General features: G+C 69.3%; 26 protein-coding genes. 18 read left to right on the top strand and 8 right to left on the bottom strand.

Translation table 11 applies throughout. The features are described 5' to 3' along the window. Positions 1-303 precede the first annotated feature (303 nt). On the bottom strand, positions 304-1989 hold the full coding sequence (gene ribBA, locus VB739_RS11165; RefSeq protein ID WP_323357132.1) for a bifunctional 3,4-dihydroxy-2-butanone-4-phosphate synthase/GTP cyclohydrolase II: 1686 nt from the start codon (positions 1987-1989) through the stop codon (positions 304-306). A gap of 79 nt (positions 1990-2068) precedes the next feature. Between ribBA and argC the strand changes: the two genes are divergently transcribed. Continuing rightward, positions 2069-3133 (top strand): N-acetyl-gamma-glutamyl-phosphate reductase, encoded by a 1065-nt coding sequence (gene argC, locus VB739_RS11160; RefSeq protein WP_323357131.1) that lies wholly within the window; start codon positions 2069-2071, stop codon positions 3131-3133. On the opposite strand, the gene purN is transcribed toward argC, so the two are convergent. Further along, positions 3124-3783 (bottom strand): phosphoribosylglycinamide formyltransferase, encoded by a 660-nt coding sequence (purN, locus tag VB739_RS11155; protein ID WP_323357130.1) that lies wholly within the window; start codon positions 3781-3783, stop codon positions 3124-3126. The genes argC and purN overlap by 10 nt on opposite strands. Before the next feature lie 7 nt (positions 3784-3790). Here purN and VB739_RS11150 point away from each other — a divergent pair, with 7 nt between their 5' ends. Genes VB739_RS11150 through VB739_RS11140 form a run of 3 tightly spaced genes read left to right on the top strand, consistent with a single transcriptional unit; the run spans position 3791 to position 6751 of the window. Further along, positions 3791-4135, top strand: coding sequence for a DUF1257 domain-containing protein (locus VB739_RS11150; protein ID WP_323357129.1), 345 nt, complete (start codon positions 3791-3793; stop codon positions 4133-4135). Continuing rightward, entirely contained in the window at positions 4128-5876 is a 1749-nt protein-coding gene (locus VB739_RS11145; RefSeq protein WP_323357128.1) for a M61 family peptidase, read from the top strand. The genes VB739_RS11150 and VB739_RS11145 overlap by 8 nt, the downstream gene beginning before the upstream one ends. Beyond that, entirely contained in the window at positions 5873-6751 is an 879-nt protein-coding gene (locus VB739_RS11140; RefSeq protein ID WP_323357127.1) for a peptidoglycan recognition family protein, read from the top strand. Before VB739_RS11145 ends, VB739_RS11140 begins: the two co-directional genes overlap by 4 nt. A 33-nt stretch (positions 6752-6784) precedes the next feature. Here the strand turns inward: VB739_RS11140 and VB739_RS11135 are convergent, their stop codons facing one another. Continuing rightward, positions 6785-7540, bottom strand: a complete 756-nt coding sequence (locus tag VB739_RS11135) for a helicase DnaB (protein ID WP_416233325.1) — start codon at positions 7538-7540, stop codon at positions 6785-6787. A 280-nt stretch (positions 7541-7820) separates the two neighbouring features. On the opposite strand from VB739_RS11135, the gene VB739_RS11130 reads away from it, so the two are divergent. From VB739_RS11130 to fghA, 3 genes are read left to right on the top strand one after another with little or no spacing between them, the layout of a single operon-like run. After that, positions 7821-9422: a glucose-6-phosphate isomerase gene (locus VB739_RS11130; protein ID WP_323357126.1), complete on the top strand. Its 1602-nt coding sequence runs from the start codon at positions 7821-7823 to the stop codon at positions 9420-9422. A 19-nt stretch (positions 9423-9441) separates the two neighbouring features. Beyond that, positions 9442-10554 carry an S-(hydroxymethyl)glutathione dehydrogenase/class III alcohol dehydrogenase gene (locus VB739_RS11125; protein WP_323357125.1) on the top strand — a complete coding sequence of 371 codons (1113 nt, stop codon included), beginning with the start codon at positions 9442-9444 and terminating at the stop codon, positions 10552-10554. Between the two features lie 24 nt (positions 10555-10578). After that, positions 10579-11427, top strand: coding sequence for an S-formylglutathione hydrolase (fghA, locus tag VB739_RS11120; RefSeq protein ID WP_323357124.1), 849 nt, complete (start codon positions 10579-10581; stop codon positions 11425-11427). Here fghA and leuS read toward each other — a convergent pair. After that, on the bottom strand, positions 11411-14035 hold the full coding sequence (gene leuS / locus VB739_RS11115) for a leucine--tRNA ligase (protein WP_323357123.1): 2625 nt from the start codon (positions 14033-14035) through the stop codon (positions 11411-11413). The two genes, fghA and leuS, sit on opposite strands and share 17 nt — an antisense overlap. 43 nt (positions 14036-14078) lie before the next feature. Further along, positions 14079-14318, bottom strand: coding sequence for an Hfq-related RNA-binding protein (locus tag VB739_RS11110; RefSeq protein ID WP_323357122.1), 240 nt, complete (start codon positions 14316-14318; stop codon positions 14079-14081). Between the two features lie 85 nt (positions 14319-14403). Between VB739_RS11110 and dapF the strand changes: the two genes are divergently transcribed. From dapF to VB739_RS11085, 5 genes are all read left to right on the top strand, one after another. Then, entirely contained in the window at positions 14404-15483 is a 1080-nt protein-coding gene (gene dapF / locus VB739_RS11105) for a diaminopimelate epimerase (RefSeq protein ID WP_416233324.1), read from the top strand. Continuing rightward, entirely contained in the window at positions 15464-16678 is a 1215-nt protein-coding gene (locus tag VB739_RS11100; protein ID WP_323357120.1) for a cysteine desulfurase family protein, read from the top strand. The genes dapF and VB739_RS11100 overlap by 20 nt, the downstream gene beginning before the upstream one ends. Positions 16679-16704: 26 nt before the next feature. Beyond that, the gene (locus tag VB739_RS11095) at positions 16705-17394 is read left to right on the top strand and encodes a DUF1995 family protein (RefSeq protein WP_323357119.1); all 690 of its coding nucleotides are present in this window, start codon (positions 16705-16707) and stop codon (positions 17392-17394) included. A gap of 65 nt (positions 17395-17459) precedes the next feature. Then, positions 17460-17984 carry a DUF4330 domain-containing protein gene (locus VB739_RS11090; RefSeq protein WP_323357118.1) on the top strand — a complete coding sequence of 175 codons (525 nt, stop codon included), beginning with the start codon at positions 17460-17462 and terminating at the stop codon, positions 17982-17984. 1 nt (position 17985) lies between these two features. Next, complete coding sequence (locus VB739_RS11085) at positions 17986-19314, top strand: D-alanyl-D-alanine carboxypeptidase/D-alanyl-D-alanine-endopeptidase (protein ID WP_323357117.1); 1329 nt, start codon at positions 17986-17988, stop codon at positions 19312-19314. 24 nt (positions 19315-19338) lie between these two features. Here the strand turns inward: VB739_RS11085 and VB739_RS11080 are convergent, their stop codons facing one another. Together VB739_RS11080 and coaD are read right to left on the bottom strand one after the other, a co-directional pair. Continuing rightward, entirely contained in the window at positions 19339-20286 is a 948-nt protein-coding gene (locus VB739_RS11080; RefSeq protein WP_323357116.1) for a hypothetical protein, read from the bottom strand. Then, positions 20279-20782: a pantetheine-phosphate adenylyltransferase gene (gene coaD, locus VB739_RS11075; RefSeq protein WP_323357115.1), complete on the bottom strand. Its 504-nt coding sequence runs from the start codon at positions 20780-20782 to the stop codon at positions 20279-20281. The genes VB739_RS11080 and coaD overlap by 8 nt, the downstream gene beginning before the upstream one ends. A gap of 67 nt (positions 20783-20849) precedes the next feature. Between coaD and VB739_RS11070 the strand changes: the two genes are divergently transcribed. From VB739_RS11070 to VB739_RS11045, 6 genes are read left to right on the top strand one after another with little or no spacing between them, the layout of a single operon-like run. Next, positions 20850-21341: a flavin reductase family protein gene (locus tag VB739_RS11070; protein ID WP_216908674.1), complete on the top strand. Its 492-nt coding sequence runs from the start codon at positions 20850-20852 to the stop codon at positions 21339-21341. A gap of 9 nt (positions 21342-21350) precedes the next feature. Beyond that, positions 21351-23351: an excinuclease ABC subunit UvrC gene (uvrC, locus tag VB739_RS11065; protein WP_323357114.1), complete on the top strand. Its 2001-nt coding sequence runs from the start codon at positions 21351-21353 to the stop codon at positions 23349-23351. Further along, the gene (locus VB739_RS11060) at positions 23348-23707 is read left to right on the top strand and encodes a hypothetical protein (protein WP_323357113.1); all 360 of its coding nucleotides are present in this window, start codon (positions 23348-23350) and stop codon (positions 23705-23707) included. Before uvrC ends, VB739_RS11060 begins: the two co-directional genes overlap by 4 nt. 25 nt (positions 23708-23732) lie before the next feature. After that, positions 23733-24326 carry a protoporphyrinogen oxidase HemJ gene (gene hemJ / locus VB739_RS11055; protein ID WP_323357134.1) on the top strand — a complete coding sequence of 198 codons (594 nt, stop codon included), beginning with the start codon at positions 23733-23735 and terminating at the stop codon, positions 24324-24326. Further along, positions 24313-24978, top strand: coding sequence for a PHP domain-containing protein (locus tag VB739_RS11050; protein WP_323357133.1), 666 nt, complete (start codon positions 24313-24315; stop codon positions 24976-24978). The genes hemJ and VB739_RS11050 overlap by 14 nt, the downstream gene beginning before the upstream one ends. 29 nt (positions 24979-25007) lie before the next feature. After that, positions 25008-25544: a hypothetical protein gene (locus VB739_RS11045; protein ID WP_323357112.1), complete on the top strand. Its 537-nt coding sequence runs from the start codon at positions 25008-25010 to the stop codon at positions 25542-25544. A 27-nt stretch (positions 25545-25571) separates the two neighbouring features. On the opposite strand, the gene VB739_RS11040 is transcribed toward VB739_RS11045, so the two are convergent. Further along, positions 25572-26910 (bottom strand): cobaltochelatase subunit CobN (locus VB739_RS11040; protein WP_323357111.1); only part of this gene is annotated, 1339 nt, incomplete at its 5' end.

Below are 26910 nucleotides of genomic sequence, written 5' to 3'. Positions count from 1 at the left end.
GGCCTGCTCCCCCGGTGGGGTCGCCGCCGCGGCCACGTCCTGCATCAGGTAGAGCACGGCCAGCCACAGGGCCGTACCGCTCAGGACGCTCTCCAGGGAGAGTCGGCCTGAATCCTGCCGGAGGCTCAAGGCCTTGCCGAGTTGGCGACCGAAATGGCGGACGGCCTGACCCATCTCCTTCCCTTTCGCAGAGCTGCTCTTCCACCCCTAGCCGCTTTTCGGCCCTGCACTGACGCCGTGGTGCAAAGACGCTGTGATCATGGCTACCGCCTTCACCGTCCGCAACCGAACGGCGGGCCCGCCTCAGCTCCAGACGATGAAGGCTCCGGGGGTGAGGTTGAGCAGCGGGCAGGTCAGGATCGGGGCCGCAGCCTCCGCGGCGGCCAACCCTGGCGGCACCAGATCCGTCAGTTGCCTGCGCTCCGGCTCCAGATCGATGCTCGGATGGGCCTTGCGGCGGGCATCGGGCGCCAGCAGCAGCTTCACCCCTGAGGTGCCCTGCCACCGGGCCATCTCCATCAGCGGACCAGCCAGGTCGGCGGCGGTGAGCTGACGTCCCTGCTGGGCGGCGAGCAGCAGGGCCAGACCTGGACGATGCAGCAGGGCCAACAGGCGGGGATCCTCCTCGCGCTCCAGCAGCAGGCCCTTGCGCCGGGCCCACTCCCGCAGGCTTTCCAGACGGCTGGCCCCCAGCAGGGCATCCTCGGGGCCGTGCCAGCCCAGCACGGCCGTCAGTCCATGCGACTCCACATCCATCAGGTGGCCCAGCTTGGTGCGCTTCACCCGCAGGTAGGCGGCGTTGTGGATGCCGGGATCCATCACCAGCGGCACCCGGTCGACCACCTGGAGACCGTAGCCACCCAGACCGGCGATCTTGCGGGGGTTGTTGGTGATCAGGCGCAGCCGGCGCACCCCCAGGTCGCTGAGGATCTGGGCGCCGACGCCGTAGTTGCGCAGGTCGGCGGCGAAGCCCAGCCGTTCGTTGGCCTCCACCGTGTCGAGCCCGCCGTCCTGGAGGCTGTAGGCCTTGAGCTTGTTGATCAGGCCGATGCCCCGCCCTTCCTGGCGCAGGTAGACCACCACGCCCTCCCCGGCCGACTCGATCATGCGCAGGGCCGCCTCCAGCTGGGGCCGGCAGTCGCAGCGCAGCGAGCCGAAGGCGTCCCCGGTGAGGCATTCGGAGTGCACCCGCACCAGCACCGGACCCGTGCCCCGTTCGGGGTAGCCTTTGACGATCGCCACGTGCTCGCTGCCGTCGAGTTCGTTGCGGTAACCGATGGCTCGGAACTGGCCGAAGCTGCTGGGCAGGGTGGCCTCCGCCTGGCGGGCCACGAAGCGCTCGGTGTCCAGGCGATAGCGGATCAGGTCGGCGATGCTGATCAGCCGCAGCCCATGCTGTCGGGCGTAGTCGGCGAGCTGGGCCAGGCGGGCCATGGAGCCATCGGTGTTCTGGATCTCGCAGATCACACCGGCGGGATAGAGCCCGGCCAGGCGTGCCAGGTCGACGGCGGCCTCGGTGTGGCCGGCCCGTTGCAGCACGCCGCCCTGGCGCGCCCGCAGGGGGAAGACGTGGCCGGGCCGGCGCAGGTCGGCGGGGCGCGAGTCCGGATGGATCGCCACCTGGATCGTCCGGGCCCGGTCCTCCGCCGAGATCCCCGTACTCACCCCCCGCTCCGGCCCGGCATCCACGCTGACTGTGAAGGCGGTCTGGTTGCTGTCGGTGTTGCGATCCACCATCAGGGGCAGATCCAGGGCATCGAGCCGTTCCCCTTCCATGGCCAGGCAGATCAGTCCCCTGGCATCGGTGGCCATGAAGTTGATCTGTTGGGGTGTCGCGAACTGGGCCGCGCAGATCAGATCACCTTCGTTCTCGCGGTTCTCGTCATCCACCACCACGATCGATTCGCCGTTGCGGATCGCCGCCAGGGCATCGGCGATGGCATCGAAGTGAATGCCTGTGGACTGACGTGGGCCGGACAGGACGGTCAAGGGAGCGGAATGGATCGGGGAAAGGATCGATCCTTATTTATAGGGTGCCGGTACGATCCAGCGTTCTTCTTCGTTCCGCATGGCTGGACAGCGCGTTGCGGTGATCGGTGCCAGCGGCTACGGGGGACTGCAGACCCTGCGGCTGCTGCAGGGCCACCCCCATCTCACGGTGAGCTTTCTGGGCGGGGAACGCAGCACGGGCAAGCGCTGGAGCGAACTGGTGCCCTTCCTGCCCCTGGAGGACGACCTGGTGGTGCGTTCGCCCGATCCGGATGCCATCGCCGCCGCGGCCGATCTGGCCGTGTTGAGCCTGCCCAACGGCCTGGCGGCTGGTCTGGTGCCCGAATTGCTGCAGCGCGGCGTCAAGGTGGTGGATCTCTCGGCCGACTACCGCTACCGCTCCCTGTCCCAGTGGGAGGAGGTCTACGCCGCCGAAGCCCGCCAGGTGTCCCGCCAGGACGGCGACCTCTGCCAGGAGGCGGTGTATGGGCTGGTGGAAGTGGCTGAGGCGCGCATCCGCGAGGCTCGCCTGGTGGCCGCCCCCGGTTGTTTCCCCACGGCCAGCCTGCTGGCCCTGTTGCCCTTCCTCGAGCAGGGACTGATCGAGACCAACGGCATCGTGATTGATGCCAAGACGGGCACATCGGGCGGCGGCCGGGCCGCCAAGGAGAACCTGCTGCTGGCCGAAGCCGCTGAAGCGGTAGCTCCCTACGGGGTGGTCGGCCATCGCCACACCAGTGAGATCGAGCAACTGGCCGGCCAGGCGGCGGGCCAGCCGATCCAGCTCCAGTTCACCCCCCACCTGATGCCGATGGTGCGCGGCCTGCTGGCCACGGTCTACGGACGGCTGCGGGACCCCGGACTCACGGCTGAGGACTGCACCACCCTGCTCAAGGCGTCCTACCGCCACAGTCCCACGGTGCAGGTGCTGCCGGTGGGGACCTATCCCTCCACCAAATGGGTGCGCAACACCAACCGCTGCCTGCTCTCGGTGCAGGTCGACCCGCGAACCGGCCAACTCATCATCATGAGCGCCATCGACAACCTCGTGAAGGGGCAGGCCGGCCAGGGGGTGCAGTGCCTCAACCTGCTCAGTGGTCTGGAGGCGGGAACCGGACTGCCGCTGCTGCCCTTCTACCCCTGAGCCAGCCGCTGGGCGGCCAGGCTGACGGCCAGCGGCAGGATCCGATGCTCCTGCGTCTGGATGCGGGCGTGGAGCCGCTGCCGGTCGTCCCCCGCCAGCACCGGCACCGCCGCCTGGACCAGGATCGTGCCCGCATCCACTTCGGCACTCACCAGGTGGGCCGTGCAGCCCGCCAGGGTGACCCCGGCGGCCAGGGCGTCCCCCACCCCATCGGCGCCGCGGAAGCTGGGCAGCAGGGAGGGGTGGATGTTCACCAGCCGACCTGGGAAGGCGTCGATCAGCACGGGGGTGACGATCCGCATCCAGCCCGCCATCACCACCAGATCGACCCGGTGCGCCCGGAACAGGGCGATCAGGGCCTGGTCCAGAGCCTGCCGGGACGGCTGATGGCGGTGGTCGATCACCTGGCAGGGAATGCCGAGCCGTTCGGCCCGGCGTTGGGCTCCGCAGCCCTCCCGATTGACTGCCAGAACGACCACGTCTCCCTGCAGGCGCCCCTCCGAGCAGGCCTCAACCAGGGCCTCGAAGTTGCTCCCTTCACCGGAGGCCATCACCGCTAATCGCAGTGGGGCCTCCCTGGCCGGAAGCGGCTGTGGCAATGGCCACTGGAGAGACTCGCTGGGATCGCTATGGTCAGCGGAATCGGGCATCAGGTCCATGTCCCATCTCTCCATCCTGCCCACCGTGCTGCGGGATGCCGATGTCCTGGCGGACACCCTCTCCTCCCTCAACCTCCCCTGGCGCCGTGGCGGTGAACTCGTCGGCTTCGGCGGCGAACGGCAGGAGGTGATGCTGCAGCTGCAGCTCCAGGATGGCCAGGGCCTGGGATGGACCCGGCAGTCGGATGGATCGCTGGCCGTGGTGGGCGATCTCCAACGCCTCAGCCGCAACACCGCCCTGCAGCGGCTGCTGGGCCGGATCACCCGGGCCTATGCCGCCAGAGTGGCTCTCCAGGACGCCAGCCTGGCCCTCCCCACGGCGTCGATCGAGCTCCGTGTCTGACGACCCACCGCTTCGAGATCCGGCCGCCGGGCCGACCGTCCAGCTCGATCTGCGTGAACCTCAGCGTCACCTGGTCAGGGTCACGCTCCATCTCACGCCCCGTTGCCTGCAGCCGGAGCTGCGCCTGCCCGCCTGGACGCCGGGCTCCTACCTGATCCGCGACTACGTCCGCCATCTGGAGGCCCTGGAGGTGCACCAGGGGGGAATCCCCGTGGCCAGCGCGCGAGCGGCGCAGGCCTGCTGGCGTCTGGAGCTCACCAGCCTGGCACCACTGGTGATTCGCTACCGCCTCCAGGCCACGGAGCTGAGCGTGCGCACCTGCCACCTCAGTGCCGACCACGGCTTTCTGGCTCTGGCCGGGGTGGTCCTGCAGGTGAGCGGCGAACGCTGGCACCCCCATCGGCTCGCGCTGACGTTGCCCGAGGGATGGCAGGCCTTCGTTCCCCTCCCCAGCGATGGTGACAACGCCTGGATCGCCGCCGACTTCGACCAGCTGATCGACAGTCCGGTCGAGGCCGGCCCCCATCCATGCCACCACTTCAGCGTCGCCGGGGTCCCGCACCGCTGGGTGACTTGGGGCGCCGACCTGCCCGCCGACGATCCCCTCTGGCTCGCCGATGTGGAGCGGGTCGCCCTGGCCTGCTGCCGCCTGATGGGGGAGCCGGCGCCCGCCAGCGACAATTATCTGTTCGTGCTGCATCTGCTGGGCGAGGCCTATGGCGGCCTCGAGCACGACCACAGCTGCGTGCTGCAGTTCGGACGCCGATCCCTGGCCGCTCCAGCGGGTCGCCGCAAGCTGTTGCAACTGGTGGCCCACGAGTACCTCCACCAGTGGAATGTGCGCCGCCTCAGGCCCGCCGAGCTCACGCCCATCGACTACGACCGGGTCACGATCGTGCCCGGTCTGTGGTTTGCCGAAGGCGTCACCTCTTATCTCGATCTGCTGCTGCCCCTGGCGGCCGGCATCGGCACAGAAGCCGAACTGCTGGACGATCTGGGGGCTGACCTCAGCCGCTACCTGCTGACCCCCGGGCGCCGGGTGCAGGGGTTACGGCAGAGCGCCGAAGAAGCCTGGGTGAAGCTGTACCGGCAGGACGCCTCCTCCGCCGACAGCCAGATCAGCTATTACCTCAAGGGTGCCGTGGTCGCCCTGATGCTCGACCTGCATCTGCGGCGACAGGGATCCTGCCTGGCCCTGGTGTTGCGGGACCTCTGGCGCCGCCATGGGGCCTGGGGCCGGGGCTACCGGAACGACGACCTGGTGGCGGCTTTCGCCGAGCAGGCCGCCGACCTGGCCGAGCTCCTGCCCCACTGGCTGGAGAGCACCGACGACCCCGATCTGGCCGGTTACCTGGCAGACGTGGGCCTGGCCCTGGTGCCGAAGCCAGCGACGGAGCCCTTCCTCGGCTGGCTGCTGGAGGACGCCGCTGACAGGCCGATGCAGCTGAAGCGGGTGCACAGGGACGGCCCGGCCGAACGGGCTTGCCTGCAGAGCGGCGATGAGCTGCTGGCCCTCGATGGTGTGCGCCTGCGGCGGCCGGACGACCTCACCCTGGCCATCGGCCCCCTCACGACGCCGGCAGAGCGGGAGCTGCTCTACTGCCGTGATGGTCTGGTGCGCACCACCAGGCTGCGGCCCGAACCCCCAGCCGTGGTCAGCTGGCAGCTGGTGGTCGACCCGCTGCTGGCCAACGAGCACACGGATCTGAACCGGCGGCGCTGGCTGTCGCTGCAGGTATGAGTGCGTCCTTGCGCCCCCTGGTGCTGGCGGTGGCTGGCGCGGGCGTGCTGAGCATCGGCGGACTCACCTGGCTGGGCCGCGACCTGTTCGGCGCCCCGGGCAACGCCGGCGGCCGCGCCTCCCTGCTCGACCTGCTGGAGGAGGTGCGCCAGTCCCCGGGCGCCGGCGGCCGGCCGCAGCAACCCCCACCGGTCAAGGCCTTGCCACCGCCCCATGCGGCCTGGCGTACCCCGCTGGGGGGCGCCTGCCAGGCCGATCCCCAACTGCGCGGCCGCCTGCTCGCGCTGGCGGAGCGCCTCCGCTACGAGACCATCCGACTGCGCATCGATCCGAGCAACTACGGCGAGCGCTTTCGCCAGGATGTCTTCGGCCAGCCGTTGGATCCCACCCCCCAGGTCGTCGTGCTGCACGAGACCGTTTACGGCATCAACTCGGCGATCAACACGTTCATGACGCCCCATCCCCGGGACGAGGACCAGGTGAGCTACCACACCCTGATCGGCCTGGACGGCCGGGTGGTGGAGGTGCTCGATCCTTCCAAGCGGGCCTTCGGGTCTGGCAATTCCGCCTTCAACGGCCGCTGGGTGGTGACCAATCCTGAGGTGGGCGGGTCGATCAACAACTTCTCCCTGCACCTGAGCCTGGAAACACCCATCGACGGGGAGGACCAGGACCCCGCCCACAGCGGCTATACCGCCGCCCAGTACGACGCCCTGGCGATCGTCCTGGGCCGTTGGATGCGTCGCTTCAGCATTCCGGCCAACAACATCACCACCCACCGCCATGTGGATCTGGGTGGGGAACGCATGGATCCGCGCAGTTTCGACTGGCGTGAGCTGCAGGTGCGTCTGGCTTCGATCGGTGTTCTGTGCTGATGGCGTCGGCCTGTGAGGCTCTGAAGCGCGGGGTCAGATCAGCGCACTGGTGATCGGCTTGCGGCTGCCGTAGAGGAGGGCGTGCAGTTCCGGGTCCTGCATGTAGCGCAGCACCCGCGCGGGGTAATCGAGCTTGCCGTTGTGCAGGTAGGCCAGCGTGGCCATCGCTTTGGCATCGGCCGGAGAGGTGCTGGCCATCAGCAAGGCCCGGTCGGGCAGACCCAGGGCCTGCTTGAGGCGAACGAACTTGCCCACCAGCAGCCGCACGTTGCGATCGGGATCGAGCAACTTCATGCGGGCTTCATCGATCTGCTCCGGCGTGGCATCGGCGGGCAGGAGGCCCTGCTTGACCAGTTCGCCGAGGCTGAGCTGGGCAGGTCCGTGGGTGCTGAACAGGCCGCTGCGGGCCGCCAGGGGATGGTCCTCGCCGGGCTTGGCGTGCTGCAATTCGTCGAACAGAACGGCCGTCACCAGCATCGGGTTGATCTGGTATCGGCGGCTTTCGCTGAGGATCACCGGCCTGAGCTCCTCGAGGCGCCCGAGGGTGTGGGTGCGCAGGGGTTGGAGCTGGTCGATCCCCTCGGTGAAGAGCTGGGCAAGACGGGGCTGGGGCCCGTGGACGCCGAAGCGGCGATTGAGCTCCCGCAGTTCCTCGGGGCTGAAATCGATTGGGTCGGGCCGGAGGCCTTCGCTGGTGGAGGGAGTGATCAGGGGGAAGGCGTCAATGCCACGCGTCCCATCGGTGAGCAGCACGGGCCTGCGGCCCTGGAGCTGGGGTTCGCGGATCAAGGGGACCAGACACAGTCCGACAGCCCCCAGCAAAGAGGCGCCCTGCAGGACAACGCGAAGCCGCCACGGTGAGCGTGCGGAGCTAGTTCCTGCGAGGCGCGGCAGCAAGCAAAACAATGCTTTGTGGTGCAATTGTAACGAAGACTTCCAGATTGGCCGTCTGCCGAGGGCGCTCTTACCGCTGGACCCTGTGGCGGATGACCCTCATCCGTCGATCCGCTTGCCGAACGTGGAGGCGGATGGATACGGTTCGGGGGCCCGTCACGGCGTCCCAGGAGCCATGTCCCCGCTGCCGCCGTTGAACGGCCACGATTCCGTTGCCCTCTGGGAGCGTTTCCGCCAGTTGATCTGGCACGATCCCGACCTCTGCCTCTGGCTCGACGTCAGCCGCATGGCCCTGGAGGAGGCGGATCTGGAGGGCTTTCAGGCCCCCTTCGCTCGCGCCTTCGCCGCCATGGAGGCCCTGGAGGCCGGTGCCATCGCCAACGCCGACGAGGGGCGCCAGGTGGGTCACTACTGGTTGCGGGCCCCGGACCTGGCTCCCGATCCAGCCGTGTCGGCTGCCATCGGCGCCGAGGTGGATCGCCTCGAAGCCTTCGGCGGAGACGTGTTGGCGGGGGCGATCACGGCGCCCGGCGGCGGGCCCTTCACCGATGTCCTCTGGATCGGCATCGGCGGCTCGGGGCTCGGTCCTTTGCTGATGCTCAGGGCTCTCCAGCGCCATGGCAGGGGTCTGCCGTTCCACTTCTTCGACAACGTCGACCCCGACGGCATGGCCCTCACCCTGGCCGCCCTGGGCGAGCGGCTCACCACCACCCTGGTGATCGTGGTGAGTAAATCGGGGGGAACCCCCGAACCTCACCTCGGCATGGTGCAGGCGCGGGCCCGGGTGGTGGCGGCCGGTGGTGACTGGAGCGCCCAGGCCGTGGCCGTGACGATGGCGGGCAGCCACCTGGATCAGGAGGCCAAGGCCGCCGGCTGGCTGCGACGCTTCGACATGTTCGATTGGGTGGGGGGGCGCACCAGCATCACCAGTGCCGTCGGCCTGTTGCCCGCCGCCCTGATCGGTGCCGACCTGCGCGGCTTCCTGGAGGGGGCCGCCGCGATGGATCGCCTCACGCGCGTGCCCGATCTGCGCGCTAACCCGGCCGCCCTGCTGGCCGCCTCCTGGCATGTGGCCGGTGGCGGCCGCGGTCGCCGCGACATGGTGGTGCTTCCCTACCGCGACCGGCTGGAGGTGTTCAGCCGCTACCTGCAGCAACTGGTGATGGAGTCCCTGGGGAAAAAGCTCGACCGGGACGGTCAGGTGGTGCACCAGGGCCTTGCCGTCTATGGCAACAAGGGGTCCACCGATCAGCACGCCTATGTGCAACAGCTGCGCGACGGGCTCGACAACTTCTTCGTGACGTTCATCGAGGTCCTGGAGGATGCGCAGGAGATCGCCACGATTGATGGCGAGTCCCCCGCCGATTTCCTCGAAGGTTTCCTGCAGGGCACCCGAACGGCCCTCGCCGAGCAGGACCGCCAGAGCATCACCATCACCCTGCGCCGCTTCGATGAGCGGGGCCTCGGGGCCCTGATCGGCCTGTTCGAGCGGGCGGTGGGGCTCTACGGAGAGCTCGTCAACGTCAACGCCTACCACCAGCCAGGCGTGGAAGCCGGCAAGCTGGCGGCCGCCGGGATCCTGTCCGTCCAGAGCCAGGTGGAAGGGCTGCTGGCCGATGGCCAGCCCCGCAGCCTGGCCGCGATCCAGGCGGAACTGGAGCTGGAGGCCGTGGAGCCGGTGTTCTGGCTGCTGCGTCATCTGTGCGCCAACGAGCGCGGCTATGGCGCCGTTGGCGACTGGGGCCGGCCGGACAGCCTCACCTTCCACCACACCTGATAGGTTTCAGACCTTTCCCATGGTCCGATCCCGTGCCGCGGTCGCCTGGGCCGCCGGCCAGCCGCTGGAAGTCACCGAGATCGACGTGGAAGGGCCCCGCGCCGGCGAGGTGCTGCTGCGGGTGGTGGCGACGGGTGTGTGCCACACCGATGCCTTCACCCTCTCCGGGGCCGATCCCGAGGGGATTTTCCCGGCGGTGCTCGGCCACGAGGGCGGTGCGGTGGTCGAGGAGATCGGGCCAGGGGTGACCTCCCTCGCGGTGGGAGACCACGTGATCCCGCTGTACACGCCCGAATGCCGCGCCTGCCGCTTCTGCCTGTCCGGCAAGACCAATCTCTGCCAGGCGATCCGGGCCACCCAGGGTCGGGGCCTGATGCCGGATGGCAGCAGCCGCTTCTCCCGGAATGGCGAACGGATCTTCCACTACATGGGCACCTCCACCTTCTCCGAATACACGGTGGTGCCCGAGATCGCCGTGGCGAAGATCGCCCGCGAGGCGCCGCTGGAGAAGGTGTGCCTGCTGGGCTGCGGGGTCACCACCGGCATCGGCGCCGTGCTCAACACTGCCAAGGTGGAGCCGGGCAGCAGCGTGGCCGTCTTCGGCCTCGGCGGCATCGGCCTGGCGGTGATCATCGGGGCGGTGATGGCCGGGGCCGAGCGGATCATCGGCATCGACACCAACCCCGACAAGTTCGCCATCGCCGGCCAGCTCGGCGCCACCGAGTGCCTCGATCCCACGGCCTTCGACGCCCCCATCCAGGAGGTGGTGATTGATCGCACCGATGGCGGTGTCGACTACTCGTTCGAGTGCATCGGCAACGTTCAGGTGATGCGCGCCGCCCTGGAGTGCTGCCACAAGGGCTGGGGCGAGTCCACGATCATCGGCGTGGCCGGAGCGGGACAGGAGATCGCCACCCGGCCGTTCCAGCTGGTGACGGGGCGGGTGTGGCGGGGCTCCGCCTTCGGTGGGGTGCGCGGCCGCAGCGAGCTGCCGGGTTACGTGGAACGGTTCCAGCAGGGGGAGATCCCCCTCGAGCGCTTCATCACCCACACGATGGGACTGGAGGACATCAACCGCGCCTTTGATCTGATGCACGCCGGCCAGAGCATCCGCTCCGTGATCCACTTCTGACCGCCGCAGACGGTACCCACAACCATGCTTGAGCTGCTCAGCGAAAACCGCAGCTTCGGCGGTCTGCACCGCCGCTACCGCCACCTGTCATCGGAGCTGAACAGCCCGGCCACCCTGGCGGTGTTCCTGCCCCCCCAGGCCCTCGCCGGCGAACGGGTGCCAGCCCTCTACTGGCTGTCGGGCCTCACCTGCACCGACGAGAACGTCATGCAGAAGGGCGGGGCCCATCGCCTCGCCGCCGCGCTCGGCCTGGCCCTGGTGGCACCCGACACCAGCCCCAGGGGGGCTGACGTGCCCACGGATCCACAGGGCGGCTGGGACCTGGGCCATGGGGCCGGTTTCTACGTGGATGCCACCGCCTCCCCCTGGGACCGCCACTACCGGATGCACAGTTATGTGGTGGAGGAGCTGCCCGCCCTGCTGGAGGCCCAGCTGCCCCTGAGCCAGGCGCGCAGCATCAGCGGCCATTCGATGGGGGGGCACGGCGCCCTGGTGGCGGCCCTGCGGCACCCCGGTCGCTACCGCTCGGTGTCAGCCTTCTCGCCCATCTGCCACCCCTCTGCCTGTCCCTGGGGCCATAAGGCCTTCGGGGCCTACCTGGGGGCGGATCAACGGGCCTGGGCTGGCTGGGACGCCACGCGTCTGCTCGCCTCAGCGGCGGAGCGACTGCCCCTGCTGGTGGACCAGGGCCTCGCCGACCCGTTCCTCGAAAGCCAGCTGCGGCCAGCCGAACTGGCGGCGGCGGCCGCAGCGGCTGGGCACCCCCTGCAGCTCCGCTACCAGGAGGGCTACGACCACAGCTACTTCTTCATCGCCAGCTTCATCGACGACCACCTGCACCACCACGCCGCAGCCCTCAGGGCACCAGGTTGACCAGCTTGCCGGGCACCACGATCACCCGCCGGGGGGGCTGACCCTCCAGCCAGCGCTGGGCCACCTCGCTTTCCAGGGCCAGGCGCTCCAGGGTGGCCGCATCGGCGTCGGCGGGCACCTCCAGACTGCCGCGCATTTTGCCCTTGACCTGGATGACCAGGGGGATGGTGTCGCGCACCAGGGCGGTCGGATCCACGACGGGCCAACGCTGGCGATGGACACTCGCCGCCGCCGCCACGCTCTCCCCATCCCCGTGGCCGTTGAGCTTCTGCCAGAGCTCCTCCGCAAGGTGGGGCGCGAAAGGGGCCAGCAGGATCAGCAGGGTGGCGAGCGCCTCGCGGCCCACCGCCGGGCCAGCCCCGTCCAGGTGAGTGCCCAGGGCATTGCTGAGCTTCATCAGCTCCGAGACAGCGGTGTTGAGCTGGAGCTCCCCCTCCAGGTCTTCACTGATGGCGGCGATGGCCGTGTGGACGGCCCGCCGCAGCTGCCGCTCCCCGTCGCTGAGGGAGGCAGCATCGAGCGGCGGCACCGAGCACACCCCAGGCCCAGCCAGGCGCAGGCCCCGGCCGTGGGCCCCCTCCACCAGGCGCCAGAGGCGTTGCAGGAAGCGGTACTGGCCTTCCACATCGGCGTCATCCCACTCGAGATCCTTCTCGGGCGGCGCCTTGAACAGGATGAACATGCGGGCCGTGTCGGCGCCGTAGCGGTCGATCACCACGGCCGGATCGACGCCGTTGTGCTTCGACTTCGACATCTTTTCGTAGAACACCTCCAGCACCTCGCCGCTGATCGGGTCGCGGGGGTCGCTGGGGTCGGCCACCTGGGCCGGCGCCACGTACTGGCCGGTGTGGGCGTTGCGGTAGGAGATGCCCTGCACCATGCCCTGGGTGAGCAGGCGGGCGAAGGGCTCGGAGAAGCCCAGCAACCCCCGGTCCCGCAGCACCTTGGTGAAGAACCGGGAATAGAGCAGGTGCAGGATGGCGTGCTCAATGCCACCCACGTACTGATCCACGGGCAACCAGCGGTCAACGGCGTCGCGCCCGAAGGGTCGCTGGTCGTTGTGGGGGTCGCTGTAGCGCAGGTAGTACCAGGACGAGCACATGAAGGTGTCCATGGTGTCGGTCTCCCGCTGGGCGGGGGCACCGCAGCAGGGGCAGGGCACGTTCACCCACGACTCCAACTTGGCCAGGGGGGTGCCCCCCTTGCCGCTCAGGGGGATGTCCCGGGGCAGCTCCACCGGCAGCTGGTCGTCGGGCACCGGCACCACGCCGCAGCTGTCGCAGTGGATCACGGGGATGGGGCAACCCCAGTAGCGCTGGCGGGAGATCAGCCAGTCGCGCAGTCGATACTGCACCCGTCCCTGGCCCCAGCCCTGCTCTTCGGCCCAGGCGACGATGGCAGACTTCGCCTCGGCGGTGGTCAGACCGTCGAAGGGACCGGAGGCGATCAGCACGCCGGGTTCGGTCCAGGCCTGGCCCTCGTAGGCGTGGGGGTCGGACCCCTCGGGGATCACCACCCGCCTGACGGGAAGTTCGTACTGGCGGGCGAAGGCGAAGTCGCGCTGGTCGTGAGCAGGAACCCCCATCACGGCACCGGTGCCGTACTCCGCCAGCACATAGTCGGCGATCCAGACGGGGATGCGTTCGCCGCTGGCGGGGTTGCGCGCCCAGGCGCCGATCGGCACCCCCCGTTTGGGACGGTCCTCTGCCGTGCGCTCCTGCTCGCTCTGGCGGCTGACCAGGTCGCAGAAGGCCGTCACGGAGAGACGGCAGTCGTCCGTGGTCAGCGCGGCCACCAGGGGATGCTCCGGCGCCAGCACCACGTAGGTGGCCCCGTAAATGGTGTCGGGCCTGGTGGTGAAGACGGTGATGGCCTCTCCGGTTTCGGCCGTGAATGTGAGCTCGGCCCCGAGGGAGCGGCCAATCCAGTTGGCTTGCATCGTGCGCACCCGCTCCGGCCAGCCCTCCAGGGAGGGGAGATCGTCGAGCAGGGCATCGGCGTAGGCGGTGATCTTCAGGAACCACTGGCGCAGCCGGCGCTTCTCCACCTGGGCACCGGAGCGCCAGGAGCGCCCTTCGGCATCCACCTGTTCGTTGGCGAGCACCGTCTGGTCGATCGGGTCCCAGTTGACCGTCGCCTCCTTGCGATAGGCCAGGCCGGCATCAAGGAACTGGAGGAACAGCCACTGGGTCCAGCGGTAGTAATCGGCGTGGCAGGTGGCCACTTCCCGGTCCCAGTCGATCGACAGACCCAGGCGCTTGAGCTGCTCGCGCATCTGGGCGATGTTGCGGTCGGTCCAGTCCCCCGGGTCGACACCCCGCTCGATCGCGGCGTTCTCCGCCGGCAGCCCGAAGGCATCCCAGCCCATGGGGTGGAGCACCTGCCGGCCTCGCAAACGGGCCGCCCGGGCGATCACGTCGGTGATCACATAGTTGCGCACATGGCCCATGTGCAGGCTCCCCGAGGGATAGGGGAACATCGACAGGGCGTAGTAGGCGTCGCCGCTGTCGGCGGTGAGGTCAGGGGTGGCGTGGAGTCCCAGTTGCTCCCACTGCCGCTGCCAGCGCTGCTCAATCGTCTCGGGACGGTAGCGGGAGGGTTCTGTCACGGGCCCTATGGGGTGGATGTGATCGTGTCACAACCCAGGTGGCTCAGTTGAGGGCGCGCAGCGAGGCGATCGCCGCCAGGCTGATCAACAGCAGCGGGGTGCCGGGTTCGGTGCTCATGGCCAGGTAATGGATGTCCTGCCAGCGGATCACGCCGTCATACTCCTGGCCGGACAGCAGGACGACGTTCACGGGGGTGCGGATGCGGATCAGCTCCTGAACATGGCGCACGCTGGGCAGGGTCGTGTCGAGCCTGGGCCCCCGTCGTTCAAAGAAACTCTGCATAGGATCGACCCCAACCTCCAGGACTTACGGAACGGTGCTCCAAGTGCTCCAATTCAGCAAATACCAGGGTCTTGGGAATGACTTCTTGCTGCTTGACGGCCGCAGCCTAGAGGATTCTGAGGAGCTGTTCGGTTTGACCCCCGAGCGGGTGCAGCGGCTCTGCGACCGTCGCTTCGGGGTTGGCGGTGATGGCGTGATCCTGGCGCTGCCGCCAAGGGAGGGCGGCGAACTGCGCATGCGCATCTTCAACGCCGACGGCAGCGAGCCCGAGATGTGCGGCAACGGCATCCGCTGTCTGGCCCGGTTCCTGGCCGACAGTGACGGCGACGTCGCCCCTCGCCGCTGGGAGGTCGAGACCCTGGCCGGCCGCATCGTGCCGGCCCTGGCTGACGACGGCCGCATCCGCGTCGACATGGGCGCCCCCTTCCTGACGCCGGAGACCATTCCCACTGCCCTTGACGTCGGGGTGGAGGGGCTGCCGGTGGGCGTGCTGGAGGTGCTGGGCCAGCCCCTGGCCGTGGCGGCCGCCGGCATGGGCAATCCCCATGCCGTGGTCCCGGTCGACGACGTGGCGGCCATTGATCTGGACACCTTGGGGGCCGCCCTGGAGGTGCACGAGGCGTTTCCAGCCCGCACCAATGTCCATTTTGTTGAGGTGATCGCTCCCGACCATCTGGTGATGCGGGTGTGGGAACGGGGGGCAGGGCCCACCCTGGCCTGCGGCACCGGCGCCTGCGCCACCCTGGTGGCCTGCCACCTGCTGGGCCTGGCCAACCGCCAGGCCCGGCTCGATCTGCCCGGTGGCCCCCTGGAGATCGACTGGGACGAGGTCAGCGGCCACGTGTTCATGACCGGCCCGGCCGAGGCGGTGTTCGACGGGGTGGTGGCCCCCTCCCTGTTCGGGTTGGGAGACGAACGGCCTGCCGCCGCGGCGACGCCCCTTGTCGAGACCGACCCGTCCCCGGCCCAGGCCAGTTTGGATTGCGCGACGGTGTGCATCAACGGCTGCCTCCGCCCCGAGGCCTGCGCCAGCGCCGACGCCCGGGCCCGCGTCACAGCCCTGCTGGAGGGTCTCTCCCTCGATGATCTGGTCGCCCTGGCTGGCGAGTCCCTGGAATCCCGCACCCGGGGTCGCCTCTCCCGCGATGAACCCGCCGTCCCCTGAGGCCCCTGCAAGGTCAGGGCCTGCCCCTGGGGTCTACCTCGATGCCTGCGCCACCAGCCCGCCGGCGCCGGAGGTGCTCGAGGCCATGGCCCAGGCCCATCGGCAGGCCTGGGCCAATCCCTCCAGCCTGCATGGCTTCGGCCTGGCGGCGTCGGACCGGCTGGAGCGGGACCGCCTGGCCATCGCCGAACAGCTGGACTGCGACCGGGACGAACTGGTGCTCCTGTCGGGTGGGAGCGAAGCCATCCACACCGCCCTGCTCGGCTGCGCCGGCTCCATGGAGCCCGGGCGGGTGCTGCTCTCGGCGGTGGAGCATCCCGCTAGCTACGCGGCGGCCGCCGCCATGGAGAGGCGGGGCTGGCAGCGCCAGCTCCTGCCGGTGGATCGCCGCGGTGTGGTCGATCTGGAGGCGCTCCAGGAGCTGTTGCAGCCGCCGACCCGACTGGTGTCGATCCTCTGGGGCCAGAGCGAGGTGGGCACGCTTCAGCCGATCGACAGCATCGGCCGGCTCTGCCGCCAGGCCGGCGTGCTGCTCCATGTCGATGCGGTTCAGGTGGTGGGCCACCAACCCCTTCATTTCCGCCAGCTGCCCATCGATCTGCTCAGCTGCGCGGCCCACAAGCTCCAGGGTCCCCGCGGAGTCGGCGCCCTGCTGGTCCGACGCGGGCTGCGGCTGGAGCCCCTGATCGGCGGCGTGCAGGAGGCGGGCCGTCGCGGTGGCACCGAGCCCGTGGCCCTGGTGGCTGGATTCGCCGCAGCCCTCGAGCTGGCCGGGCAGCGACAGGCGGGCCATGGCGGCGCGGACCCCATCGGACCCCTGAGAGATCAGCTGCTGGAGACGCTGTTGCAGTGCGAGGGGGTGCGCCTCAGCGGGCCGGCTCCGCACGATCCCTGCGGACGCCTGCCCCATCACATCAGCCTGCTGGTCTCTGGTCCGGACGGCCGATCGCTGCCCGGGCGCCGGCTGGTGCGGGAGCTGGCCCGTCGGGGCTATGCCGTGAGTAGTGGATCGGCCTGCAGCAGTGGCGGGGCGACGGGCGCCAGCGCCGTGCTGCTCGCCATGGGGTACTCCCCCGAGGAGGCCGCCAGCGGCCTGCGAATCAGCCTGGGACCCTGGCTCAGCCCGGTGGATCTGGCTGGCCTGCCGGCGGCTCTGGCAGAGACACGCCACAGCGTTGCCGCAGCGCCTGGGTAGGGTCCGCCCAGCCCTGCCGACCGTCGATGCTGCCTGCCGATCTGCGCACCGCCGAAGCCGAAGCCCTTGAGGCCCTTCAGGCGGCCCTGGCGGCCGGATCCAGCGGTCGCTGGAGCGTGGAGTTTCGCTTCGAAGGGTTGCGGCTGCTGCCGGTGGTGCTGCGCCTGCTGGAGGGGCTGCTGGCTGATCGGACCGAGCTGCGATTGCTGTTCCCGGATGCCGGTGCCACGGCCCTGGCCCGCCGTGATGCTCCGGCCCTGGCTGATCGCATCGGCAGCTTCTCCGATCAGCGCCGGCTCCAGCAGGAGGCCCCCTCCGCGGGGCTGTTGCTGCTGGCGGGGGCCAGCCAGGCGGAGTACGAGCTGGTGGAAGCGGTGTGTGGCGGCCACGCCGGCACCGTTGTGCTGCTGAATCCCTCCCTGGAGGATGCCGCCATTGGCATCGGCAGCGTGGCGCGTCAGCGCCGCAAGGGCTTTCTGGCCGGCTGGCGGACCGCCTATGCCCTGCTGCCCCAGGCCGACAGCGCCCTGCGCTGCGCCTACCCGGGCGAGTGGGAGCTCTACCGGCTCGACCCCGACGGCTACCGGCTGGCTGGCCGCTTCGAGCAGAAACCCGATGCCGAGCAGCAGGACCTGGCCCTCAGTGGTCGCCAGGAGGCTGGTCTTGGCAGCAACCTGCGGGCCCTTGGCCAGATGCTCGAAGACCTGCAGAACTGACTGGGCGGCCCGACTGGTGCATCGAGGAAAGGCTGCGTACACTTCGCGCTGGCTTCCCGGTGCCCATGCCCAGCGATTCGCCCCGTTCCCGTTCCTGGAGCCTCGTCGACCTCGGCGCTGCCGCGGCGGCGCTGTTGGCGGTCGGGGGCGTGATCTGGAGTCCCCGCCTCAGCGGTGCGGTGGCCCAGGCCACCGGCTCCCTCGAGCCCGTCACCGTGATGGTGGATGTACGTGGTGCCCCCGCAGCGGCCCCGCTGGAGCTGTTGCAACAGGCCCGTGCCGAGGGCAAGGTGGCGATCGTGATCCGTAACCAGCCCCACGGCAGCGTGGCGGTGAAGCAGATCGTTCCGTTCGATCGGATCATCTCCACCCTCACTCCCGACGGAAACGTGGTGAGCGCCCCCGATCCCAACCAGAAGACCTTCAGCACCTTTGACGGGCGTTTCGTTCTCGAGGGTCAGGGGCGCCGCACATCCGGTGGGGTTGTCTTCGGCAACCAGACGATCAAGATCGGGGCCCCGGTGGAACTGGAGGGAACCAACTACCGGTTCAACGGCACCGTCACCGGCCTGAAACTCGGAGCGTCCTGAGATGACCACGCCCCTTCGCCTTCTCCTCGGGCTGCAGCGTCCTCAAAGCCCGCGGCGAGCCGTGGCGGTGCTGTTGGTGGCCGCGAGCACCAGCCCCGTGGGCACGGCGGTCTGGGCACAGAACGCACCGGCACTGCCCGCACCCCGGGCCCTGCGCTCCCTGCCAATGGCCGCCCTGCCGGTGGCGCCGCCACCGGTGGGCATGCCACGGCTGGCCAGCGAGGTCAGCTGCCCGTTGCTGCAACGGCAGGTGGCCCAGGTCCTGGGAGGTGAACAGTCCCGCTGGAGCGTGAGTGTCGCCGATGGCAGTGGCCGGCTGCTGGCTGATGTCAACGGGCGGCAGCCGAGGGTGCCGGCCTCCAACCAGAAGCTGATCAGCACCGCCTTCGCCCTCGACCGGCTCGGCCCCGACTACCGGCTCACCACCCAGTTGTGGCGCCTTCAGGATGGCACCCTGCGCATGGTCGGCCAGGGGGACCCCGATCTGGCCCTGCCCCAGCTGCAACGCTTTGCCCAGCTGGCCATGGCGGCCGGAACCCCTGTGCGACTGGAACTGGCGGAGGAGGCCCCCCAGAACTGGTGGCCGAGTGGCTGGCATACGGGAGACCGCGCCTATGCCTACGGCGCTCCGATCACCCGGTTGGCCGTCACCAGCAACGCCATCGACGATGCGGTGAGCAATCCCGCCTCCCGCCTGCAGACCCTGCTGCGCCGCTCGATGGCCCGGAACGGCGGTCCGCAGGTGCAGCTGGCCCTGGTGTCAGCCCGTCAGCCGCTCCCCAGCGATGCCGTGCTTGTGCATGAGGAGCCCTCCACCTCGATGCACGGCCTGCTCAGCCTGGCCAACACCGAAAGCCACAACTTCACCGCCGAAGTGTTGCTGCGTCAGGCCGCCGACACCTGGGACCTGGCTGAAGCCAGCCGTCGCACGTTTCTCTGGCTGAACGACCAGGGCTTGCCGATGGAGGGTGTCCGGATCGCCGACGGCAGTGGCCTTGACCGCGCCAACCGGGTCACCAGCCGTTTCCTGGTGGCCCTGCTGCTGCGGATGGATCACCACCCCTACTCCAGGGATTACGTCAGTTCCATGGCCATCGCCGGTCGGCGGGGCACGCTGCGCAACCTCTACAAAGGCACCAGCCTGGATGGTCAGTTCTTTGCCAAGACCGGCACCCTCACCGGCGTGCGCTCGATCAGCGGCATCCTCCAGACCACGGATGGCCCCCGCTACGTCAGTGCCGTCTCCGCCGGGGCGGGAGCGCCGAACACCACCATCGGCCGCGTTCTGCGCCAGGTTCAGACGGTGGGGGCCTGCCAACCGGCGTTCTGAGCCCCCTGTTTCCCGGGCCTGTGCTCAGCTGGCCAGGCCCCGGCTGGCGGCACGCTTGAGGCGGCCGGCGGCACGGCGGGCCCGGTCCACCGCAGCATTTTCCAGGGGGATGGGAGCTTCGGGGGGTCGACTGGCGATGGCCGTCTCCTGGCCCTGCAGTCGCACCAGCTCGCGCCGACCCCCCAGGACCACCTGGCTGAGTTCCTTGAGGCGCACCTCCAATTCCCCCAGCACCTGCTCGGCATAGCGATTGGCGCCCTCCTGAATGGTGGAGGACTCCTGGCGGGTGCGGGCGATCAGGGCATCGCACTGCTGCTGGGTCTGCTGACGGAACTGAAGGGCATCGGCGTGGAGGCGCTCGGCTTCGGCCTGGCTTTCACGCTGAACCCGCAGACCTTCCTGGCGAATGCTTTCAAGATCCTGCAGGGCCTGGGCCCGGCCGCGCTCATGCTGCTCCAGCAGTTGCCGGTTGCGTTCTGCGGCCTCCTGCTCCAGCTGCTGGCGGCGCTGCTGGGCTTCCTGCTCCAGCTGCTGGCGGCGACCGGCGAATTGCTGCTCGAACTGGGCCATCCGCGCCTGGTGCTCCTGCTCGGTCTGGGCCACCTGCTGGCGCGCCTGCAGCACCATCTGCTCACACTGCTGCCGGGCGAGTTCCCGCTGTTCCGTCACTTGGCGCTCCGCCTCCTGGCGGATGGCGGCGGCATTGATGAGCTGCTCCCGCTCACGCCTGGCCTGGGTGACGATCTCCTCAGCCTGCAGCCTGGCCTTTTCGATGAAGCCCTCCCGCTGCCGGATCAGGTCCTCGGCCTGGGAGATCTGCCCCGGCAGGGCCTCCCGCAGCGAATCCATCATCTCGATGGCGTCCTGCTCGTTGACCAGCCGTCCGCCGCTGAACGGGATCCTGCTGCCTTCGAGGACGATGTCCTCCAGCTGGTCCAGCTGGTCGAGAACGGAGAAACGGACTTCAGCCATATGGGGATTCGGGCGCTGCCTGTCGATTAAAGAGCCTCTCCAGGTCAATCGCCACTCCCGGCGGGACCATGTGGCCGACATCCCCACCGAAGCGGGCCACCTCCTTCACCACCGAGCTGCTCAGAAAGCTGTGGTGCGCTGAGGTGGCCATGAAAAGGGTCTCGACGCGGGGGGCCAGGGTGCGGTTGGTGTGTGCGATCTGCAACTCGAATTCGAAGTCGCTCATGGCCCGCAGACCCCGCAGGATCACCTGGGCGCCGCAGGTCTGGGCATAGGTCACGGTGAGCCCATCGAAATGGCCCACCTCGATGCCCGCCAGCCCTTCGGTGGCCGTGCGGATCTGCTCCAGCCGGCGCTCAAGGGGAAAACTGGGCTGCTTGGACGGGTTCATCAGCACCGCCACCACGACACCATCAAAGAGGTGCGCCGCCCGCTCGATCAGGTCGAGGTGGCCGAGGGTGAGGGGGTCGAAACTGCCGGGATAGAGGGCTCGCATGCGCCCAGCCTATGGAGACGGCCCCAGTCAGGTTCCTAGAGTCGATGCATTCCCGCCGCCCACCCCCATGACCGATGTTGTCCTTGACGCGGCCGCCAAGAAAACCCTGCTGCGCAAGATTCCCCACGGCGTGTTCATCTGCGGCGTGGCCGAAGGCGAGGAGGTGAACGGCTTCACGGCCAGCTGGGTCACCCAGGGCTCCTTTGAACCGCCCCTGGTGGTGATGGCGGTGCGCTCCGACTCCACCAGCAACGGCATGATCCAGCGCAGCGGGCGCTTCTGTCTCAATGTGCTGGCCGCCGATCAGAAGGACCTGGCCGCCGTGTTCTTCAAGCCTCAGAAGGGGGTGGGCGGACGCTTCGACGCCGCGCCCTTCAGCCTGGGCCCCCTGGGTCTGCCGGTGCTGGACGACGCCCTCGGCGCCGTGGAGTGCACCCTGGTGGGCCAGGTGGCCCACGGGGATCACACCGTGTTCGTGGGGGAAGTCAAGACGGCGACCCTGCACCGCGACGCCCCCGCCCTGGAACTGTCCGCCACGGGCTGGCAGTACGGCGGGTGAGGCACCGCCATGGCGGAGACGGGCGGCACTCCGGGCGGCGACATCATCGGACCGCTGCTGCTGCAGCGTGAACGGCTGTCGGCCCGGTTGCGGGAGCTGCCGGCGGAGCCAGGTTGTTACCTGATGCGAGATGCGAGTGATCGCATCCTCTACATCGGTAAGTCAAAAAGTCTGCGGGCGCGGGTGCGCAGCTACTTCCGCAGCTCCCACGACATCAGCCCCCGCATCGCCCTGATGGTGCGACAGGTCTGCGAGATCGAGTTCATCGTCACCGACAGCGAGGCGGAGGCGTTGGCGCTGGAATCGAACCTGATCAAGAACCACCAGCCCCACTTCAATGTCCTGCTGAAGGACGACAAGAAGTACCCCTACCTCTGCATCACCTGGAGCGAGGCCTACCCACGCATCTTCATCACCCGCCGCCGTCGCCTGCGCAGCCCCCTGGATCGCTTCTATGGCCCCTATGTGGACGTGGGTCTGCTGCGCCGCACCCTGGCGGTGGTCAAGCGGGTGTTCCCGCTGCGCCAGCGTCCCCAGCCCCTCTATCGCGACCGCACCTGCCTCAACTTCGATATCGGCCGCTGTCCTGGGGTCTGCCAGGAAAAGATCGGCTCTGACGACTACCACCACATCCTGCGCAAGGTGGCGATGGTGTTCCAGGGCCGCAATGACGAGCTGCTGGATCTGCTGCGGCAACAGATGGACCGCTATGCCGAGCGGCTGGATTTCGAAGCCGCCGCCCGGGTGCGCGATCAGCTCCAGGGCCTCGACCTGCTCACCGCTGACCAGAAGATGAGCCTGGGGGACAGCTCGGTCAGCCGCGATGTGATCGCCCTGGCGGCGGACGATCGGGTGGCGGCGGTGCAGATCTTCCAGATGCGCGCCGGCAAGCTGGTGGGGCGGCTCGGCTACACCGCCGATGCGGCGATCGCCACACCGGCCGAGGTGCTGCAGCGGGTGGTCGAGGAGCACTACAGCCAGGTGGAGCCGGTGGAGATTCCGCCAGAGCTTGTGTTGCAGCACGCCCTGCCGGCCCAGGAGTTGATCAGCGAGTGGCTGGCGGAACGGCGGGGGCGCAAGGTGCGGCTGGCCGTGCCCCAGCGGCGCCAGAAGGCCGATCTGATCGAACTGGTCGAGCGCAATGCCGGCTTCGAACTGGCCCGGGCCCAGCGGGGGGCGGAGCAACAGTTGCTGGCCACCGAAGACCTGGCCCAGCTGCTGGAGCTGCCGGTGCCGCCGCGCAGGATCGAGGGCTACGACATCAGCCACATCCAGGGCAGCGATGCCGTCGCCTCCCAGGTGGTGTTCATCGACGGCCTGCCGGCCAAACAGCATTACCGCAAGTACCGGATCCGCAGCAGCAGCATTCGCGCCGGCCATTCCGACGACTTCATGGCGATGGCGGAGATCATGCGGCGGCGCTTCCGCCGCTGGTCGCAGGCCAAGGGGGAGGGGGCCGACCTGGCGGCCCTGCGCCGCGCCGGTGCCTCAGCCCTGCACACCGACGGCCTCAGCGACTGGCCGGACGTGGTGATGATCGATGGCGGCAAGGGCCAGCTGTCGGCGGTGATGGAGGCCCTGCGGGAGCTGGACCTGCACGAGGACCTGACCGTCTGCTCCCTGGCCAAGCAGCGGGAGGAGGTGTTCCTGCCCGGGGCCAGCCAGCCCCTCGACACCGAGCCTGACCAGCTGGGGGTGGTGCTGCTGCGTCGACTGCGGGACGAGGCGCACCGCTTCGCCGTCAACTTCCACCGCCAGCAGCGGGGCGAGCGCATGAAGCGCTCCCGCCTCAGCGACATCGCCGGGCTTGGACCCAAGCGGGTCAAGGATCTGCTGGCCCACTTCCGCTCCATCGACGCCATCCAGCTGGCCAGTCCCGATCAGATCGCCGCGGTCCCCGGGATCGGACCGGCCATGGCGCGGCAGGTGTGGGAGCACTTCCATCCCCCCATGGAGGAGCCGGATGCTGCTGGCGACGGCGAGAACGCCCCCCTGGAGCTGGCCGGATGAGAGCCGCTGGGAGGTGGGGTGCCGCAGGGCTGCTCTCCAGGCGGCTGGGGGCCGCAGCCCTGGTCCTGTGGCTGCTGCTCCCCTCGGCATGGGGGGCGGCGCTGGCCGCACCGGGCCTCTGCGTCGGGCAGGTCTGCGGCGACGAGATCAGCCGCAGTGCCCAGTACCACTGGCAGCTCAGGCTTCGGGTGAGCGACCAGGACCACCACCGTGAACGGATCCTGGTGGACTGCCGCAACGGGGGCATCAGTCCCCAACTGGGGCCCGTGGATCGGGCCTACGCCGCCGCCGTGGCCCGCCGCTATTGCCGTCTAACTTGGCGATCCGACGCGCCTCCTGGTGCCCCCAGATCTTGAGATGACGCTGCCGCTGCCCCTGGCCATGAGCTGGCCCCCCGGGGCCTACCTCTGGTTCAAGACCCTCCACATCGTCGGGGTGGTGGTCTGGTTCGCCGGGCTGTTCTACCTGGTGCGCCTGTTCATCTACCACCGCGAGGCCGCCGAACTGGACCCCCCCGTGCGGCAGGCTTTCGAAACGCAGTACGCCCTGATGGAGCGGCGCCTGGCCAACATCATCACCACCCCGGGCATGGTGGTGGCCGTGGCCATGGCCGTGGGCTTGCTGCTGGTGGAGCCGATCTGGCTGAAACAGGCCTGGATGCACGCCAAGCTGGCGGCCGTGGCGGGTCTGCTCCTCTACCACTGGTTCTGCTACCGGCTGATGGGCCAGCTGCAGCGCGGTGAGTGCCTCTGGAGCGGCCGCCAGCTGCGGGCCCTGAACGAACTGCCCACCCTGCTGCTGGTGCTGGTGGTGATGTTGGTGGTGTTCAAGAACCAGTTCCCCACCGGTGCCGCCACCTGGTTCCTGGTGGCCCTGGTGGTGGCCATGGCCGCTTCCATCCAGTTCTATGCCCGCTGGCGGCGCTTGCGCAGCGAACGGCTGGCCCAGGAGGAGAGCGGTGGTGCTGCGGCCTGAAGCCCTCTCCCATCCCCTCACCCCGGTGCTGCGCCAGGTGCGGGCCGACAGCTGCCCGGAGCGGTTCAACTTCCACTGCCACACCATCTGCAGTGACGGCAGCTTCCATCCCGAGCACCTGGCCGACGAGGCCCTGGCCATCGGTCTGGAGCACCTGGCCGTCACCGATCACCACGCCCTGGCGGCCCATGGGGCCATCGCTTCCGCCTTCGAGGCACGCAGACGGCGGGGCGAGCCGGCCCCCGTCCTCTGGCGTGGGGTGGAGATCAGCTGCCTGCTGGAGGGTTGCCTGGTCCACGTCCTGGGGCTGGGTTTCGCTGAGGAGCACCCCTCCCTGCACCCCTACCTTCAGGGCACATCCGTTGTCGGTCCGGCCCTGCGGGCCGAGGCGGTGGTGGCGGCGATCCAGGCCGCCGGGGGCCTGGTGCTTCTGGCCCACCCCGCCCGCTATCGCCTGCCCCACCAGCGGCTGATCGCGGCGGCGGCGGATCTGGGCTTCGACGGGGCCGAAGTCTGGTACGACTACGCCATGCGGCCCCGCTGGCAACCCACCGAACTGGTGTGCGAAGCGATCGCGGCGGATCTGGAGCGGCGGGGCCTTCTGATGAGTTGTGGTACGGATACCCATGGGCTGGTGCTCCATGGCCGCTAGGGTTTGCTGACACGTTTCTCCTTGCGTCGATGGGCCTGTTCGATCGTCTGTTCGGTTCCCGTGCCGCCTCGGTGACCAAGCCTGAGGCTGCGGCCAAGGCCAAACCCAAGGCCGAGACCTTCTTCCTCGATCCCGAGGCCTCCACCAGCCTTGGCGATGTCCAGTTCATGAAGCGGTCGAACACGATCCGCCACACCTTCCCCGGCAACGCCGACAGCCCGGGAGACAAGGAGATGGTGGCTGAGGTGGCTTCCATGGAGGCCCGGGTGGAGAAGATGACCCCTGGCCTGGCCGGGATCCAGCCCACCGAGAAGGGTTCCGTCAACCTCACCGGTGGCATCCCCAAGCCCGTCAAGAAGACCTTCGCCCAGCAGATGAGCGCCGCCGAGCTGGGCCAGCGCATGAAGGGGACTGCCGTGACCCCCACCAACATCCCCGGTGGTGCGGCGGCAGCGAAGCAACAGAAGGAGGCGGAGGCCCAGAGCCAGCCACAAATCACCCAGCAACCCGCCAAGCCCGGCAACACCGACCCCTTCCGCTCGATGGTGCGGGACCTCGACCTCTGATCCCCAGCAGGGACAGCAGGGCCTGGTTCAGCGTTGCTCCACCAGGCCCTCGCTCTCCAGCACCAGGGCCCTCAGCCCCTCCAACCGCTGCGGATCCGCCCCCTCCCAGAGGCCCCGGTGGTGGGCCTCCAGCAGCCGCTCGGCCATGTCGCGCAGGGCCCATGGATTGGAGCGGCTCAGAAAGTCGCGCACGGCCCCGTCCTCCAGCCAGGCCGCGCTGATGGCGCCATAGCCCCAGTCCGGCACCCGCCCAGTGCTGGCGTCGTAGGCGAACAGATAATCCAGGCTGGCGGCCATCTCGAAGCCGCCCTTATAGCCGTGCTCCTGCATCGCCACGATCCAGCGGGGATTGAGCAGGCGTGAGCGAAGCACCTTGTCGAATTCCCGCTCCAGCCGATGCAGCCGGGGGCGTTCGCTGCGGGAATGGTCGCCGAACCAGAGGGCCGGGGCCTGGCCCTGGAGCCGTTCGGCGGCGGCGCTGAGGCCCCCCTGGAACTGGTAGTAGTCGTCGGAATCCAGCAGATCGTGTTCCCTGTTGTCCTGGTTGTGCAGCACCACCTGCACCTGGGCCAGACGCCGTTCGAGCCCGCCCCGATCCGCCGTGGCGGCGATGGCGCCGCCGTTGGCCCCATCGCCGGGATCGCCGTCGTAACGCCAGGCGCTCCAGTTAAGAAACGCCTCGCCCAGGTCACTGCGCTCCTCCCAGTGACCGCTGTCGATCAGACCCTGAAGACCGGCCCCATAGGCCCCAGGCGCCGAGCCGTAGATGCGTCCGCCGTGGCCTTCCAGCCGGGCTGAGGCCGCCAGGGGATTGTCATCGGGATCTTCCGGCAGGGCCGCCACCAGGCGGGTGGCGCGGTTGAACCAGCCCACCAGCTGGGGAAAGGCGTCCCGGAACAGGCCGGAGATGCGCAGGGTCACGTCCACCCGGGGGCGCCCGAGCAGGCGCAGGGGGATCACCTCCACATCTACCAGCCGGCGCGTGGGGCCGTCCCAGACGGGCCGCACCCCCATCAGGGCCAGGGCCTGACCGATGTCCTCGCCGCCGTTGCGCATCGTGGCGGTCCCCCACACCGAGAGGGCCAGGGTGCGCAGGTCATCGCCCTCCTCCTGCAGATGGAGCTGCAGCAGCAGCTCGGCGCTGCGCCGACCCAGGTCCCAGGCGGCCTCCGTCGGCAGGCCGCGCAGATCGACGCTGTAGAAGTTGCGACCGGTGGGCAGCAGATCCGGTCGCCCCCGGGTGGGAGCTCCCGAGGGCCCGGCGGCGATGCGGCCGCCGGCCAGCCCCGTGAGCAGGGCCTGGCGCTCCGCCTCGCCGCAGGCCAGCAACGGCGGCAGCAGGGCCTGGCGCAGGTGCTGCAGGGCC

Source organism: Cyanobium gracile UHCC 0281 (genome assembly GCF_034931305.1).
In the GTDB taxonomy this organism is placed as follows: Bacteria; Cyanobacteriota; Cyanobacteriia; order PCC-6307; family Cyanobiaceae; genus Cyanobium; species Cyanobium gracile_A.
The sequence above is the reverse complement of the archived record's forward strand: the minus strand, read 5'-3'. Positions and strand labels throughout refer to the sequence as shown.